This window comes from Dyella sp. (assembly GCF_035486915.1).
GTDB lineage: Bacteria > Pseudomonadota > Gammaproteobacteria > Xanthomonadales > Rhodanobacteraceae > Dyella_B.
In genome coordinates, this window is record NZ_DATHMR010000204.1 from 1 (window position 1) to 17203 (window position 17203).

General features: G+C 58.8%; 11 protein-coding genes. 2 read left to right on the forward strand and 9 right to left on the reverse strand.

The window, feature by feature from the left end; genetic code table 11:
* Positions 1-22: 22 nt before the first annotated feature.
* The 4 genes from VK725_RS16930 to VK725_RS16945 all read right to left on the reverse strand — a co-directional run bounded on the left by VK725_RS16930 (position 23) and on the right by VK725_RS16945 (position 6031).
* The gene (locus tag VK725_RS16930) at positions 23-1345 is read right to left on the reverse strand and encodes a hypothetical protein (RefSeq protein ID WP_325319234.1); all 1323 of its coding nucleotides are present in this window, start codon (positions 1343-1345) and stop codon (positions 23-25) included.
* Between the two features lie 236 nt (positions 1346-1581).
* Positions 1582-2025, reverse strand: a complete 444-nt coding sequence (locus VK725_RS16935; protein ID WP_325319235.1) for a hypothetical protein — start codon at positions 2023-2025, stop codon at positions 1582-1584.
* Positions 2026-2123: 98 nt separating this feature from the next.
* Positions 2124-4163: an alkaline phosphatase family protein gene (locus VK725_RS16940; RefSeq protein ID WP_325319236.1), complete on the reverse strand. Its 2040-nt coding sequence runs from the start codon at positions 4161-4163 to the stop codon at positions 2124-2126.
* Positions 4164-4372: 209 nt separating this feature from the next.
* Positions 4373-6031: a multicopper oxidase family protein gene (locus VK725_RS16945; RefSeq protein ID WP_325319237.1), complete on the reverse strand. Its 1659-nt coding sequence runs from the start codon at positions 6029-6031 to the stop codon at positions 4373-4375.
* A 558-nt stretch (positions 6032-6589) separates the two neighbouring features.
* Between VK725_RS16945 and VK725_RS16950 the strand changes: the two genes are divergently transcribed.
* Positions 6590-9610 carry a diguanylate cyclase gene (locus VK725_RS16950; protein WP_325319238.1) on the forward strand — a complete coding sequence of 1007 codons (3021 nt, stop codon included), beginning with the start codon at positions 6590-6592 and terminating at the stop codon, positions 9608-9610.
* A gap of 53 nt (positions 9611-9663) precedes the next feature.
* Here VK725_RS16950 and glnA read toward each other — a convergent pair whose 3' ends face one another.
* The 4 genes from glnA to VK725_RS16970 all read right to left on the reverse strand — a co-directional run bounded on the left by glnA (position 9664) and on the right by VK725_RS16970 (position 15054).
* Complete coding sequence (glnA, locus tag VK725_RS16955) at positions 9664-11076, reverse strand: type I glutamate--ammonia ligase (RefSeq protein WP_325319239.1); 1413 nt, start codon at positions 11074-11076, stop codon at positions 9664-9666.
* A 524-nt stretch (positions 11077-11600) separates the two neighbouring features.
* Positions 11601-12371, reverse strand: coding sequence for an SDR family NAD(P)-dependent oxidoreductase (locus tag VK725_RS16960; protein WP_325319240.1), 771 nt, complete (start codon positions 12369-12371; stop codon positions 11601-11603).
* 61 nt (positions 12372-12432) lie between these two features.
* Complete coding sequence (locus tag VK725_RS16965; RefSeq protein WP_325319241.1) at positions 12433-13632, reverse strand: arabinose transporter; 1200 nt, start codon at positions 13630-13632, stop codon at positions 12433-12435.
* Between the two features lie 69 nt (positions 13633-13701).
* Positions 13702-15054: an amidohydrolase family protein gene (locus VK725_RS16970; RefSeq protein WP_325319242.1), complete on the reverse strand. Its 1353-nt coding sequence runs from the start codon at positions 15052-15054 to the stop codon at positions 13702-13704.
* Between the two features lie 180 nt (positions 15055-15234).
* On the opposite strand from VK725_RS16970, the gene VK725_RS16975 reads away from it, so the two are divergent.
* Positions 15235-16137 carry a LysR family transcriptional regulator gene (locus tag VK725_RS16975; protein WP_325319243.1) on the forward strand — a complete coding sequence of 301 codons (903 nt, stop codon included), beginning with the start codon at positions 15235-15237 and terminating at the stop codon, positions 16135-16137.
* A 70-nt stretch (positions 16138-16207) separates the two neighbouring features.
* On the opposite strand, the gene VK725_RS16980 is transcribed toward VK725_RS16975, so the two are convergent.
* Positions 16208-17125, reverse strand: coding sequence for a LysR family transcriptional regulator (locus tag VK725_RS16980; RefSeq protein WP_325319244.1), 918 nt, complete (start codon positions 17123-17125; stop codon positions 16208-16210).
* Positions 17126-17203: the final 78 nt, after the last annotated feature.

Consider the following 17203-nt stretch of genomic DNA (forward strand, 5'->3'; position numbering starts at 1 on the left):
TGCTGTCATGTCGCGCAGGCGATCAATGCAATTCGTTGAGTGCCGGATCGCGCTCGACCTTGAATACCTTGGCGGGCGGCGTGATCGACTTCATCAGTTTCAGCTGCTTTTGTCCCTGCTGGCAAACGTTGCCACCCTGGACAAACACACCATCCTGCGTGCACTTCCAGTCGTAAAAGTTCTGGATACCGCCGGCGAGCTGCAGACTGAAGTCGGTGCTGAGTGCTGCGGCATCGAACGGTTTGCCCGCCGGCTCGTTCTGGAACCAGCGCATCCATTCCTTGGAGCCGACCGGTGGCACTTTGTCGGGCGCCTGGAAGGTCGGATTCATCGGCGACAATTGCGGACTTTCGGCAGTCATGTGACAACTCAGGCAGGCACTGACTGGATTGTCGACCGGGCCGTCCAGACGTCCATTCCAACCAAGATGTGTCGGTGGCAATTCAGAGGTCTTGGCGTTGATCGCCGACTCCATGATCGTCGGATTGATCTTGGTCACCGTTGGTTGCTTGTTGGTGTAATCGTTGCCGGTGTTTTCCGGATCGTTGCCCCACATCACGCCGACCGGCACGAGGTTGTCCCAATTTGCTTCACCGGTGACCTGGCCGTTGTATTGGAACGTTCCGAAAATCCAGCCCGTACCGGGAACGCGCGTATCGCGGACGGCGAAATCCATCTGGATCAACGCCACGTTTTTGATTTCGCGATTGGCCGAATCGAAGCTGTCGGTCACGTACGCCTGCCACAACACAGGATTCACCAGGAACGGCACCTGCTTGAGATCGACATCCGCGAACAACGGTTTGCATACCACTGTACCGTTGTGAAAACTGTTCGGCTTCGACGTGACGCTCGGATCGGGATTCTGCGGATCTTTCCACACCTGACCGATCGTGTATCCGCCGATGTCGTTATAGATACCAACCGCGAACGTCTGACCCGTGGTCACCTGCGTCGGCGCCAATTGTTGCGACTGGATCTGCGCCTCTTTGGTGAGCCCGTGTATGCCTTCGCGTCCCAGCGGGCCGTAGTGCTGCCACGGTGCGTGGTACCAATGGCGGACTTTGTTGTTCTGCACATACCAATCGCTTTCGACATTGCCGTCCAGGCAGTATTTCTTTACCGCATCGACGTACGTCCGCCACTGTTCGAAGTCGTTGGTCAGTTTCGGCGGCAGCAGTTTGAAGAAAGCCGGAAGTGGCCCTGTAGGAAGTGTTTTCGGATAGTTCTGGCTGAGCTGGAAGATCGGCCCTGTGTAACTGGCGGGCGGTTGGTATCCATAATCCGGAAAGGTGCCCGCATGTGCGGCACCCGTCATCATCACGAGTGCCGCGGCGGCACTCATGATCCTGCTTTTCGCGAAAAGCATGATGTATCCCCTGTTGAGCGTGTGAGTCCCTCACACGAGTCTTACGCCCCTGTGCAATTGGCTCGTCCACATGGACAGGACTTACCATTCGCGGTTCAGCGGGAGATAACATCCCCGCGCGCACGTAGGAAACGCGTGAATTTCGCGCGACCGAGATGTGTAGACAATCGGCTTATGTTCGTGACACCCAGGTTACGTCCCCAGGGCGCTTGTCAGTCGCTGGGACCGGTGCACGCCGCGTAACGCTGTGCCTCGATCTGCAGCGCGTCTTGACCATTGAGCGTAACGTCGCCGGTGTAGTGCATCGGCGAATCGAGTTCGATATGGCCATTGCCGGATTTGCCCGCGCAACTCGCGTTCCACGTCAGGGCCGTGCTCGTGCGATGTTCGCCGGAACGTTGGCATTCCGGATCGGGTACCAACACGTCGACGAATACTTTCCACGGATCGGCACCGTCATCGAGACATCGCCACTTGACGATGGTCTTGTCGGTGTGACCGCCCTTGACCGTGTGCATGGTGATCTTCCACAGACCCGGCATCGCCTGAAAATCACCGGGATCGGCATGCGCGTTCGAGCCGATGGTCTGCGAAGCACTGACCAGCAGCAAAGCAGCAAGCGGATTGGACCAGCGGCGCAGGTAGCGTGATGTCATGGGTGTTCCATCTCTCGTAGTACGAACTCTCGTGTCGCGAATTCAAAAACGAACATGCCCTGCCCGCCGAAGCGGGCAGGGCATGGGTTGAAGCTTACTCAGTTCTGCGTGGAGGCAACGTTGCCACTCTGTTGCCAACCCTGATGAAAGTCGAACATATCCATCAGATCGCCGATGGCAGGTGCGTTGACCGGCACATACGGGTTTTCGTGGAACTGGATCGGGTTCGGCAGATTGTCGCGGCTGCGGCCGGAAATCGTCTCGTTGATACCCCAGTTGGCTTCGACGAATTTGTCGAACGACACGTGATCGAAGTAGGTGTGAACCACGCGACCGCCGGTGGAGTACTTGGAGACCACGAGCAGCGGGATGCGCGTACCGTCGCCGAAGAAGTCGATCGGCTGCACATAACCGGAGTCATAGTAACCACCGCCTTCGTCGAAGGTGATCATGATCGCAGTGTTGTTCCACAGCGTCGGGTTGGCCTGCACCATCTGCACGATCTTCTGCACGTAACCTTCGTACAGTTCCAGCTTCGAGGAAGCCGGGTGGCCGTCCAGCAGTCCATCCGGCTTGGCAATCGCCACGGCCGGCAGCGTGCCGTTCTGGATGTCGGTGTAGAGGTTGTTGATGTCCTGGTTGTTCGCGCGCAGGGTCGGGTTGGTCATGACCTGCGTGGAGTACAGGAACGGATCGCAGATGTTGCAGAACGTGCCTGCTTCACCCGATTCCGTGCCGTTGGACCAACCTTCGCCGTAGTACTTCCAGCTGACGTTGTGGCGATTCAACAGCAACGCGAGGTTCTGCTGCTTGGTCGGCGGAACGGTGAACTGATCGGCGCCCAGCGGAGCGGCTTCACCTGTCCCCAGGTAACCGGGGTTGTAGTTGTTCACCAGATAATAGGCGCCGGACTTGCAATCGGTGCCGCGGAAGGTGCGATACGGCAGGCTCTTCAGATAGCTGCGAACCGGGGCTACGCCAGGCTGCGTGTCATCGGCGCAGTTCACATACGAACCACCGCTGTAACCGTCCTGCACCCACCAGTTGTTGGTGCCAGACTGCGAGTTGGGATTTTCGATCTGGTTCGACGGCGGCACGGCAGGGTTGCCGTTTGCGTCGGCGTAATAGATCGCATCACCGAAGCCCAGCATGATGTGGTTGGCACCCGTGCCACCCATCACCGACTGGTGGAAGTTGTCGCTCAACGCATACTGCTGGGCGAGTTGTTTGAGGTACGGTGCATCGCCTTGAGCCATGTTGAGGAACTGCATGGACGTGGAGCCTTCACCGGTGCTTTCATCCGTGAAATTCGCCGGCTGCGTGACGCCATTGTTGCCAGCGCCCATCGTCACTTCCACCCACGGGAACAAGTCCGCACGGCAACCGCTTGGGTTGGCGCGTGTCGCGTTGTGCGTGTTGCAGTCCAGCTGTTGCCACATCTGGAAGAAGCGGTGCACCGGGCTGTTGGCGTAGTCGTTGTAGCTGATCGACGCGTGCATGCTCACCGGAGCATTCGTCAACGTCGCCGGGAAGCGCGTGTCGACGACATCGTTCGGCAGACCGGTACCGCCTTCGGCGAGTTCCGGATAGTCGGCCGTTGGCAACGCCGGCTCAATGGCTTCTGCCTGCGCAGCGGAAGCGAGGAATGGCTGTGTCGGCGCGCCACCAGTGTTCATCTGCGGCAGGTTGGCGTATGCGCCGGTGCGTGTCGGCGAGTTTGAGTAGTCGCCGGTCTGGCTGGCCTGCCACTGTTGCGCCTTAGCAACATTCGGGCCCGGCGTGCCATCGGCCTTCACGATACCTTCGGACAACAGGTTGTTGACCGTCTGACCAGCAGGTGGCGTATAGGTTGCAAACACGTGATCGAAGGTGCGGTTTTCACCAATGAGCAGAATGACGTGCTTGATCGGCGTGCGCGTGCGATCGCTGTTGTCCCGACCTGAATTCGGGTTGTATAGCGTCACAACACCGCCGGGCTGTCCATGCACCGGCGTGGTGGCTGCATTGGGCACATTGGCGCGGAAGGCAGCATCATTGGAAGTGTTTGAGGTTTGCGCGTTGGCTAAACCGACGATGCCGGTTACGAGCGCGCACAGGGCAAAAGGTTTCAAGCTGGTACGGCCAAACTTCGTACGCATGACTGGTGTCTCCTGCTGGCAATCCACGAAAGCCTGCAATCGAGTAATCCCCCTGATTACTGCTTGCGAACATTTCGCCCCTCGCAAGCGCCGAAGAGTGTGCGCTGCGTACATGACGTAACGTTGGCAGGAGCGCGACATAGCGTCGCGATCTGATGACAGTGGTGCGACAAGCGTGATGGTGCACATACTTTGTATTGACATCCCTTTTACGAATGCGCCGGCAAGACCTCGTACGGGCGCATCATTTCGTTGTCTTCGTGCTCGAGAAAATGACAGTGCCACACATAACGGCCTGGTTCGCCTTCGAACCGCATCGCGATGCGCGTGACCATGCCCGGATCGGCGCGTACCGTGTCTTTCCAACCTGATTCATGCGGTTCAGGCAAAATCGCCGGCCCGGTGAATGTCAACGCACGATGCGAGTTCCAGGCGAACAGATCGAATGGACGTCTGTCGATAACCTGGAAACGCACCAGATGTAGATGAATGGGATGCGCATCGCCGCTCAGATTGACGAAACTCCACGTTTCGGTGCTGTTTTGCAGCGGCTTTTCGGTGATCGGCTCGTGCCAGCGCTTGCCATCGAGCAACATCGTCATGGCGAAGCCGTTGGCGTCGTCGATTTCGTTGAGCGTCATCACACGATGTTGCGCCGCCGATGCCACATCGATACGCGGCACGGCTCTTAGCGCGGCTGGCAATACCGAGGTGTCGCGAACGCTCTGGCTGCGCACACGAAATTCGAGAATGCCTTGCGATTGATGACGCAGCTGAATGGCTTGTCCGGCCGCGTTTGAAAAGTCGATCACTACATCGGCGCGTTCAGCAGGATACAACTCGATCCGATCGCGTTGAAGCGGCGCGGAGAGCAAGCCTTGATCCGTCGCGATTTGAGCAAATGCGTGGTCGTGCGACAGCGAAAGATCGAAGAAGCTGAAGTTGGCCACGTTGATGATGCGGAAGCGGTAGCGCCGCGGTTCGACGTCGAAATAGGGAAAGATCTTGCCGTTGCACAACGGCAGATTGCCGTTGCATTGCATGACCCACGGCGCGGACGGATCGTCGGACACCGGGTAGTACAGCTGACCATCCTGTGCGACCAGGCGATCGCAAAGCATCAACGGTATGTCGTAGTCGCCCGCAGGAAGATTGAGCGCTTTTTCTTCGTCATCGCGCACGATGAAAGCACCAGCAAGTCCGGCATAAATGTTGAGCCGGGTAATGCCCATCGCATGGTCGTGATACCAGAGCGTGGCGGCATCTTGTCCGTTCGGATAGTGATAAAGCGCCGAGTGACCGGGTACGTACCAATCTTCGGGATAACCATCCGCGTCTGCCGGAACGCGCGCACCATGCACGTGCGTCACGACACGCACTTCGGGCGTGTTTTTCTCCGCGCCGTGAATGTTGTGATCGATGGGCAGGAAATGTTTGTCGGGTAACGCGTTGACCCAATCGACGAGCAACGGTTCGTCGCGTTTCGCTTCGAGCGTGGGCCCCGGAAACGAGCCGTTGTAGCCCCACATCGACGTTGCAGGAATGTCGCGATGAAGCTTGGTTTTGAACGCGCGCATTTCCACGCGGTAATAAGGCAACTCGCGTCCCGGATAGCGCGGATGCGCGCGCACGCCTGTGGCGCGTGCAACGGATGGCACCGGTAACGGATCGACAAAGCGCGCCAGCGATGTGGGATTGATCAGCGGAACCTTGGGCGAGGCCAGTGTCGGCGCATGGGTCCGCATCGCCATCGGCATGGTCATTGGCGGCGGCGTAAATGCCTGAGCGGTGCGCCACAGATCGGCCAACGCAAACGTGCCGAGCAATCCACCTGCCCCGCGCAGAAATCCGCGTCGCGTGATCGTCATGCGCGTGTCGCCCCAACAAAAAAGCCCTTGAAAGAACCATCGAGGTGCGGGGGTGCCCACCTGACGACATCGCGTGCTTGAGTCATCCAGCCACCCTAAGAGGCGTGAGTGACAAAAATGTTGCAGCGCAACTGCGATATCTCAACCAATAGGTCATCGATGCGTAGCGAACATCTTATTCGCTAGCGATGGCTGTTTCGCCCGGAAAAATCCGCCGGTTTCACCGGTTAAGACGGCCAACGCCGGTAGGTGAAACGTTCGTTCGCAAGAAATTTCTATCGGCTATGTGACGACGTTCATACTAGATCGCCTTGCGAAAGGCGTTCGTTTTCACTAGAGCGCCCACTATGATGGGGTCGTCTGTCACCCGGTACAGTCGGCTGGTAGATGGCATCGTTGTTGTGTGTGGGGTTGCTCTAAGCCGGTCGCGCGACGCATGAAGCAAGCGTGGAGAGCAGGGGTTTGCCAGAGGGGCGGAGTGATGCGTTTTAGTGACGTCGCGGCTCGGGGTTACCCGGCTGCATGATGCGCGATCGGACGTCCATATTGAGCCGGGCATTGCTTGCCTGGCTGTCATGTCTTTTTGTCCTGGCGCTACCATTTCACGTTGCGCTTGCCGGCGACGACCCGTGGGCGCCCTTGGACATACCGTGGTTCGACCGCCTGAGCGTCAATGACGGACTGCCGCACTCCATCGTCACCGCGTTGGCCCAGGATCAACGAGGGCTGATGTGGATCGGCACCATGGGCGGCCTGGTTCGCTACGACGGTTACCGCTTGCAGACGTTCAGCGACGTTTCCGGCCATTCGGCCGAACTTCCTGACGCCTATGTGCGCTGTCTGCTGGCTCTGCCGGATGGCAGCGTGTTGGTGGGCACGAATGCCGGTGGCTTGACCCGGTTCGATCCGCAGAGCGATCGTTTTGTCACCTACCCCATCGGTAAAGGCGGCACCAGCGATCGCAAGATCTACGCGATGGCGCGCGATGGCACCGACGGTGTGTGGCTTGCCACCGAGCACGGCCTGGATCGCCTGGATTTGCCTACCAATCGTATTGCTCCCATCGTCGGCGGAGGCGGCGCGATGTCGCCACGCAACTTCGGCGTACTGGAAGATCGCGAGGGCAATGTGTGGCTCGGCAACGACCATGGCCTTTTCGTGCGAAGTGCTGGCAGCAAGACGTTTGTTCGTCCCTCGCATCCGCCCGGTATCGTCGACACGGTCTTGAAGGATGGCATCTGGACCATCTACGAAGACAAAGAAGGACGGCTGTGGGCCGGCAGCACGCAGTCGGGTGCGGTGTATCGGGATCGCGATGGCACTTGGCACGCCGTTGCCGGTTACAGCGGTTATGCGGCGAATAACGAGCGCCGCTCGACCGTGCGCGACTTTCTGGAAGTCAGCCCCGATACGATCTGGCTGGCGACCGACGGCAACGGCGTCGTGGTGTATTCGCCCGATACCGGCAACCTTCGAAACCTGGCCCACGATGCGGCGCTGCCATCCTCGCTGCCCGGCGATTCGCTGCGGGCATTGATGCAGGATCGTGCCGGCAATGTATGGGTCGCCAGCGATCTGGGCGTGGCGCACACGCAGCCGACCGCACGTTCCGCCTTCACGATCTTGCCTGCCGTCACGCAGAGCGCGCAGGGACTGGCCAATACGAATGTGCGTGGTATTTACGTCGATTCCAGACAGCGCATCTGGCTGGGCATGAGCGCGGGCCGGGTCGATATGATCGATCTGAAGGCGGGACGCATCCAGCATCTGCAGCTGGGCGGAAATCAGACACATCGCGACGTGCAGGCCTTCGCCGAAATGCCGGACGGTTTCCTTTGGGTTGGCACTCAAGGACTCGCCCGCATTTCGCTCGATACGCTGGCCGTGCAGGATTCCCTCATCCCCGCGATCGACGATAAGCCGGTCCTGCATCTGCTTGCAGACGGTCAGAACCTGCAAATCGCCACCTACGACGGCGTGTATCGCTACGACATCCAGACGCATGCGTTGACGCATTTCAGCCACAAGATCAGCGATCCGGACAGTCTCGCCAGCGACACCGTGCGACGCATCGAGCGCATCGGACATGAGATCTGGTATCTCACGAGCCACGGCATCAGCATCGCGGCCGATACGACGCAAACCGATCACTTCAGAAATGTGATCAGTCAGGCCAACGATCCGAACAGTCTACCGAACTATCTGGTCAGCTCCGTGGCGATGGATCCACAAGGCCACTTGTGGGTAGGCACGTATGGTGGTTTAGCCGTGCTGACTTCGCATATCGGCGACGCGTCGTATCGTTTCAACACCATCGGCATGGCGCAGGGTCTGAGCAGCGACAACATCAATGCCGTGCTGTCGGATGACAACAGCAATTTGTGGGTCAGCCTGACGGGTGGCGTCTCGCGGATCGACGGTAAAACGCACGCCGTGCATAACCTGAGCAGTCGCGATGGTTTGCGCATCCCCAGCTACATCTATGCATCCGCTGCACGTGCGCCGACGGGCGAACTTTTGTTTGGCGGCCTTGGCGGTCTCACCGTCATCCGTCCGACTTGGCAACCGCCGGAACGGACAGAAGATGCGCCATTGGACGTGACATATGCCGTGATCAACGGCACACCGCTCCCTTTTGGTCAGCTGCCCAACGCAAACGATGCGTTGAAACTCAAACCGCAGAATCGCAGCCTGCGCGTCGACTTTGCGCTGCTTGATTTCCAGGCGCCGTCGGAGACCAGCTACAGCTATCGCATGGAAGGTTTCGACGACGACTGGATCGACGTGCCACGCGGCAGCTTGCCGAGCGCGATCTACACCAACCTGCCGCATGGCAAATACGCCTTGCACTTACGCGCGGTGACGCAAGGTTTGCGCTCGCGTGTGGTCGAAACGACGTTACCGATTGTTGCCGAACCGCGCTGGTATGAAACCGTGACCGCCCTGCTCGTCGCAGGCGTCTTGCTGCTAGCGGTGCTGTTGGGCGTGGTCCAACTGCGCACGCTCTATTTGCGGCGTCAGGCGGTGCATCTGCAAAAGCAGATCGACTTGCGCACGCGCGATCTCATCACCGCCAACCAACGCCTTGATGAGTTGGCGAGCACGGATGAGTTGACCGGCATACTCAACCGCCGTCGTTTGCTCGAAATGGCCGAAGGGTTTCGCCAACTGGCCGAGGACGGCAACCTGTGCATCGCATTGCTCGATCTGGATCGTTTCAAGCGGGTGAACGATACCTATGGGCATCTAGCAGGCGACGCGGTCATCCGCGCCGTATGCCAAACCATCCTGCGTCACTGCCGCGACGGCGATGTTCTGGGTCGTTATGGTGGCGAAGAACTTCTGGTGTGCTTGCCCAACAGTACGCTGGAGAAAGGCATGACGGTGGCCGAGCGTATTCGCGAAGCCGTCGCCGCCGAGCCCGTTGTGTACGAGGGTCGAACCATTCCTGTCACCACCAGCATCGGTGTGGCGGTCTGGCGCGAAGGCGAAACGCTTTCGCAGTGGTTGATCCGCGCCGATGGCGCACTTTATGTAGCCAAAGGCGCCGGGCGTAACCGTTGCGAGGCGGCCCAATAAAACAACGGGCGCCGAAGCGCCCGTTGTTTTGCACATCTGCGATGTAAACGCGATCAGATCGCGTAATACATCTGAAATTCCAGCGGATGCGTGCTGGCGCGGTAACGCGTGACTTCCTGCATCTTCAGTTCGATGTACGCATCGATGAAGTCGTCACTGAACACACCGCCTGCCTTCAAGAAGTCGCGGTCCTTGTCGAGCGCATCGAGCGCTGCGTCGAGGCTGGAGCACACCTGCGGAATGTTCTTCTCTTCTTCCGGCGGCAGATCGTAGAGATCCTTGTCGGCCGGTGCACCCGGATCGATCTTGTTCAAGATACCGTCGAGGCCCGCCATCATCAGCGCGGTGAAGGTGAGGTAGCCCGACTGCATCGGATCGGGGAAGCGCACTTCGATGCGGCGGCCCTTCGGATTGGACACGAACGGAATGCGGCAGCTCGCTGAACGGTTGCGTGCGGAATAAGCCAGCATCACTGGCGCCTCGAAACCCGGCACCAGACGCTTGTAGCTGTTGGTGGTGGAGTTGGCGAATGCGTTGATAGCCTTGGCGTGCTTGAAGATGCCGCCGATGTACCACAGTGCCGTCTGCGAAAGACCGCCGTACAGATCGCCGGAGAACAGGTTCTTGCCGTCCTTCGCCAACGACTGATGCACGTGCATGCCGCTGCCGTTGTCGCCGACGATCGGCTTGGGCATGAAGGTGACGGTCTTGCCGTTCTGGTGCGCGACGTTCTTGATGACGTACTTCATCGTCATCAGTTCATCGGCTTTCTGCACCAGCGTGTTGAACTTCACGCCGATCTCGCACTGGCCCGCGTTCGCCACTTCGTGGTGATGCACTTCCACGACTTGGCCCAGCGACTCCAGCACTTTGCACATGTCCGCGCGCAGGTCGGCCAGCGAATCGACCGGGCTAACGGGGAAGTAGCCACCCTTCACGCCCGGACGATGGCCGCTGTTGCCTTCGTCGTACTTGAAGCGCGAACTCCACGCGGCTTCCTGCGATTCGATTTCGTAGAACACGCGGCCCATGTCGTTCTGCCAGCGCACGGAATCGAAGATGAAGAATTCCGGCTCCGGACCGAAGAACGCTGTGTCGGCAACACCCGTGGACTTCAGGAACGCCTCGGCACGCTTGGCGATGGAGCGCGGATCGCGGCCATAGGCCTGCATGGTGCTGGGTTCCAGCACGTCGCAATGCAGAACGAGCTGCGTGTGGCCGCTGAACGGATCGAGGTAAGCGGTGTCCGGGTCGGGCAGCAGCACCATGTCCGATTCGTTGATGCCCTTCCAGCCCGAGATCGAGGAGCCGTCGAACATCTTGCCGTCTTCGAAGGTCGACTCGTCGATGGTGTGGGAGGGAAAGGTGACGTGATGGTGCTTGCCGAGCATGTCGGCAAAACGCAGGTCGACGAACTCGACGTCATGTTCCTGGATAAGGTCGAGGACTTTTTTGGCGGCGGACATGGGGGAAACCTCAAGATGGGTTGGACGGCACGCGTGCATATTGGCAAGCTCCGTACCAAATGCACAACGACATAGGAATCAATCGTTTAAATCGAAAGAAGCACCCGAAACGGCCTACTGTTGCACCAATATGGATCATCCATTGTAATACTTTGGTGCACCACAGCGCAGTGGCGGTGGTGCATGCCCCAAAAGTGCATGCAGTGTGCATGAACTTAGCTGAGCAAGCCTATGTAGACACGCTGGTGTACAGCAACTTCCAAGACCTCACCCTAAGTGACTGCTCGTCTGAGTTTCCGCCGGGCTTCGACCGTCCGGGCCAGTGAAGGTGATCATTTCTTAATCAAGTAGAGGCTGGGACACGGCTAGGTCTCGCGCCGCCTAAGTGATGCTCACTTTGACGAGGTGGTAACCGTACTCGTCGAACCCATTGTTGAATTTAGGGCGCCAGTAACGTCCGTTTTCAACCCAAAACAGACATGCCCACAGCCTTTTACTACTTCAAGATTTGACAGCGTAAAAGTTCACGTTGGCAGCGTTACGCCTGAAATTTCAGCGCAAATGGCCAGGAGACGATCTTGCAACGCTGTGTCATAGGCCTGTGGATTGGGCTTCATCCGCTTGAGGTGATAGAAATATTTCCCCGTGACTTGCGCCTCAGGATTGTCGTTCACCGCTAGCCAAGCCTGCGTGACATGCGCCTTGTCCATGTCGTCGGGCGCACCAGGCCCACCCATCTTGGTCGGCACCCAGCCCGGCTCTAGCGAGTTCGACAGAACATCCGTCCAGCGTCGTGAGACAGCGAAGGCGAGCATGGCATCGTGGAGCTTGCTTTCGGCGTAGGCGGAAGAACCATTCCAGCGGCGCTTCTTCCACAGGATGTCGTCCAGATTGGCATCGACATGATGATGCATGCCAGAGCTGAGATAGATGAGTCGTTGTGGGCGCTCAATCAGCGCTGTGAGCAGGTAAGGCGATAACGTGTTGATCGCGAAGACGTGCGGCAATCCATCGGAGGTGGTGAGCTGTCCTTCGCGGTATCCCACGGCGGCATTGTGGATGATCGCATCGAAGCGACCGAGTGCGTTGACTTGCGCTGCGACGCTCGTCGTACCAGCAATGGTTTCCAGATCGCCAATGACGACAGCCTCTGCTTTAGGCAGGGAACGTGCAGCATCCTCGGCGCGATTGTCGTTGCGCGCGTGGATGACGACCTTGTGGCCTTGGCTTGCGAGCAGTTCGGCCGTCATCAAGCCAAGGCCGGTGGACGAACCCGAAATAAAGATGCGTGACATGTTTCATTCTCCTGTGGCCGACGCCGGCAAGCGATGGCTTGCCGGCACGGCCTTTGATGTTTCAACGTTGCGGCGCACGAACCGTGAGCACGAGTGCCGCGCCAATAAGCGCGCAGATGGCGCCGAAGAGATAGACGGCGGCATAACCGAAATGTCCGGCGATGATGCCCGCCGCAGGACCGGATATTCCGTAAGCGATGTCGAGAAAGGCGACGAAAGCACCCATGGCGCTGCCACGATTAGCTGGCGTCACTCGCTTGAGTGCCTCCACGCCAAGTGCCGGGAATACAAGTGCGCAGCCAAGACCTGTAACGAGTGCACCTATGAGGGCGACGACTTCATACGGAGCGGTCCACACCATGGCCTGGCCAATCGCCTCGATGACCAACGACCAGAGCGCAACGCGATAGCCGCTCATTTTGTCCGGCAAATGCCCGAGCACGAGGCGCACGAGAATGAAGCCGACGCCGAAAGCCGTCATCACCAGGCCTGCATGACTCCATGTCTTTGCTGCGAAGTAAAGCGATGCGAAAGCAGTGAGACCTGACAAGCCGACGCCCTGCAGCATGAGTCCAAATCCCTCTCGCCAAATCTGACCGATGACCCGGTAGAACGGCAGGCGTTGGCCCGCTGAGCTTGAGTAGGATGTATTGCGGAGCGCAATCGCGGCGGCGGTGAGCGGTGCAACGATGCATGCAATCATCGCCGTTTGAAGCCCATAGGCCTGATAGAGCGCCATACCGACCGGTGCACCGATAGCGAGTGCCGCAAACATCGCGATGCCGGTCCACGACATGGACATGCCAGCGCGTTGCGGACCCACCGACGCAATCGACCAGGAGACGCAGCCCGTTACGAACTGGCTTTCGCCGAATCCGGCGACCAGACGGCCAGCGATGACGACGGCGAGACTAATCGCGGGCGACAGGGCGGGCGTCGCTGCAATGAGATAAAGAAGCCCACCGAGTGCGCACACCACCGCGCCTTGGAGAGCGGATCGCTTACCGCCGTGATGATCGGTGAGCCGGCCGGCATAACCACGCGTCAGCACTGTTGCGACGAATTGAATACCGATGACGAGACCGACGATAAAATTGCTGAAATGCAGCTTCTCGTGAATGAAGAGCGGAATGACCGGCAATGGCAGACCGACAGCTAGGTAACCGCAGAACAGTGCCGCAATGATGCCGGGTGCGGGGCGAGACAGTTGAACCGGTGCTTCCTGAGCTCGGTTCACATCGATTACAGCGGGCGCTGACATAACAGCCTCCACGATCTCAGTTGATGGGGATCGAGGCGTCGCCAGTTTCACTCGGCGACGCCTTCGAAATTAAGCCAAGACTTCCGTGTTGGCGGCGGACGTACTGAAGAGGTCCGGACGATATCCACTGGCTTTGAGCAAGTAGTTGCGGGAAGCAACGACATCCGCGGACAGTTGCGCCACATCGACACCCACCAACTTGCCTGCACGCTTACGGATCTCACCGGCAACCATTACGGTGTCGACATCCGAGCGCTCGACGGCCTGCACAACAGTGCCGATTGCATTCGTAACAGGGAACACTGCGGCACCATCCGTACGAATCATGATGATGTCGGCCTGTTTGCCGGGGCTCAGCGTGCCAATCGAATCTTCGAGTCCCGCGACGCGTGCACCATTGACCGTTGCTGCTTCCAGCACCGCATTCACCGAGATCGGCGCCGGTACGTTTGCTTCCTTATGGAAGCGGCGATAGCGCATGGCAGAACGTTGCTGTCCGAACAGCGCGTGCATCTCGCCGAACATGTCGCTACCGAAAGCGGTGTCCAGATCAATACCAAGTGCGGGCTTCAAGCCGTAGTCGATGGCTTTCTGATAAGCGAACGTTTCGTCGTCAAAACCAAACAGCGCATCCGAGCGCGGATTGACGGTGATGTTGACGCCTGCCTGTGCGAATAGCTTCCACGTTTCTTCCGGCACGCGCGTGCAATGGTTGAAGATGTTGTGCGGGCCCAGCACGCCGGGTTCTGCAAATTCCGGTGAAAGCTTGGCAAGGTCGCCGATGAACTCGGTCAAGATGCGCATGTCCAGTTCGCGCGCGATCTTCCACCAGTCGAGATTGAGTTGCCCGAACAAACCAACCCGGACGAGACCCGCGTCATGATTCCAGTTGAGTGCGAGACGTTCGAGATCCTTCGGCAAGTGCGCGGCCGAAGCCTGCTTGTCCATGGCGGCGCCGACCATGTGCAACGCGCGGATGCCTGCATGATCGAGCGCATCCAGGGCTGCGTCGGTGTGCTCCGGTGTGCGCGAACTGTGGCATGCGTCGATGATGGTGGTGATGCCTGCATCGAGGGACGCGGTGGCCGTCAGCTTCGTGCTCAGGTACATGTCCAGCGGGCGGTAGTGCGCGCCCAACTTTTCGGCAACCACGTCGATGTAAGCGAAGAGATCGTCGACGTCGGGCATCAGCCGACGCATCACGCCGAGCCATGCATGGTGATGTGCGTCGATCAGGCCCGGAAGGACGATGCTGCCCGACGCGTCAATGATCTGCGCATCCTCGGTTTGGATGTTCGGGCCAATGGCTGCGATGCGGTCGCCCTGGACGAGAACGTCGCCGATCGCCAGGTTGGGAACCTTGGCATCCATCGTCAAGATGGTGCCGCCCTTGAATAGGGTATTGCGTGGATAACCAGACATAGGAAGGTCTCCATGTTGTCGATGAGATGAGTGAATCGATCAATCGCCTTGGCGGTAGGCGGGGAGTCCGTGTCAGCCCTCTGGCGTACCGTTGGGCGCAAAGATAGGTTGTGGCCTATCTTTGATAAAGGTAGAGTCACGCAAATCATTTTTGCTTAAAATCACAAATGGAGACTCCCCATGAGCTTCGATGGGCGGCTGCTTTCCGGGATGAGCGTGTTGGCCGCGGTCGTTGAGGCCGGCAGCTTCAGTCGGGCAGGCGAAATGCTCGGGCTGTCGGCATCTGGGGTGAGCCGATCGGTCGCGAGGCTCGAAGAGCGGCTGGGCGTTCGGTTGTTGAATCGCACAACACGCACGCTGCATCTAACCGATGAAGGCATTCGCCTCTACGAGCGCGCTGCACCGCATCTCGAAGGCATCGAGGAAGCCGCTAATTTCGCTTCGGGCGCGGCCGTGACGGTGCGCGGTGCGCTACGGGTAAGTCTTAATCCCATCTTTGCGCGTCACGTACTCGCGCCGAAGCTGCCTCTTTTGCGAGAGCGCTACCCGGGACTCGAACTAACCATTTTGCAGCAGCCGGATGTCGGCGATATGGTCGGCGAGGGCATTGACGTTGCGGTGCGTTTCGGACCGCAACCGCCTTCCACGATGTCGTCGCGGCTCTTGTTCGAAACGCGAGTCCTGACGGTTGCGTCGCCCGCCTACATCGCCAGACATGGACAACCCAAAACGCCATCCAAACTTATCGAGCACGATTGCATTCAGTACATCGATCCTCGACATGGCAAGCCATTCCACTGGGAGTTTCAACGTGGCAGCGAGGTACTGCCTGTCGAAACAAAAGGACATCTAACGCTCACGGACGTGGACACGATGGTGCAAGCGTGTGTGGCTGGGGCTGGTATTGCGCAACTGCTATCCCTGGGTACCGAACATTTGATCGCGAGTGGTGCACTCGTCGAGTTGTTCCCCAATTGGCCGGGAGAGACGTACCCGCTTTACATCATGCGACCCTCGCGCCGTTTGGCTCCCGCGGCCGTTGAAGCGTTCTTGGAATTTTGTCGAGAGATCTGTGAGGGATAGCGTCAGGCAGCCAAAAACGCGGCAAAAATTTTGATTTCGTACATTGACTTTGTGCTTGCGGTCAAAAAAATTAACTGCGGTTCTCGCCGAGCGCCTCTCTTATCCACACAGTGAACGCATCCATCGTTGCTTGGATTCGGGCAGGTAGATGGCGATCACGCGGGTAGAGAATCGACACTTCGGGAGCCTGGGTTTCCCATGCTGTCAGAACACGCTCAAGCTTGCCCTCCAGCAATGCGGGTGCAGCGATGAAACATAGGCTCTGCACAATGCCCATACCCGCTATCGCGAGCTGAAGACGCGCGTCGGAATCGCTGACGGATGCCACGCTCGGTGGATACAACTCACTACGCTTGCCATCGGCCTCAAATTCCCATTCCAACTGTGTCCCAGGTTGTGGGAGGAGCAAGTCGATCAGTCGATGCCGTGATAGATCTTCCAGACTTTGTGGACGGCCCATCTGCCGCAGATAAGCGGGCGATGCCACGGTGACGCGTCGCGGGCGTCCCAAGGGTCGCAGCACCAGATCCTGATCTTCGAGACCGCCGATGCGCACCGCGAAATCGATGTTGTCGCGCACGAAGTCGCTGCGCTGGTCGCTCATCACCAGTTCGAGGTGAATGCCCGGATGCTGCGCATACCATTGCGGCAATCGTGGGATGAGGATCGATCGTGCCACCGAGCTATTGGCGCTCACTCTGACCTTACCCGTCAGCGCCTCACGTGAATCGGTTAGCGACGCTTCGATCTCGTCCAGATCGTTGAGTACGCGGCGGCAGACTTCGTAGTAGCGCGAGCCGGCTTCGGTAGGCGCGAGCGCTCGTGTCGTGCGAGCCAATAAGCGCACGCCCAAGGTTTCCTCCAGCCGCGCCATCCTTTCCGTCGCATTCGATGAAGACATCTTTAGGGCGCGTGCGGCGCGGCCGAAAGACCCGGTTTCGACGATGCGGACAAACAAGCGCATGGCTGCCAGTTGATCGACGCGCATTCGATTCTTCGCTTTTAACGAATAAGTATTTCGTATTTTACGCTCTAGGCGAGCACTGGTCGAATGCCTATCGTGTGC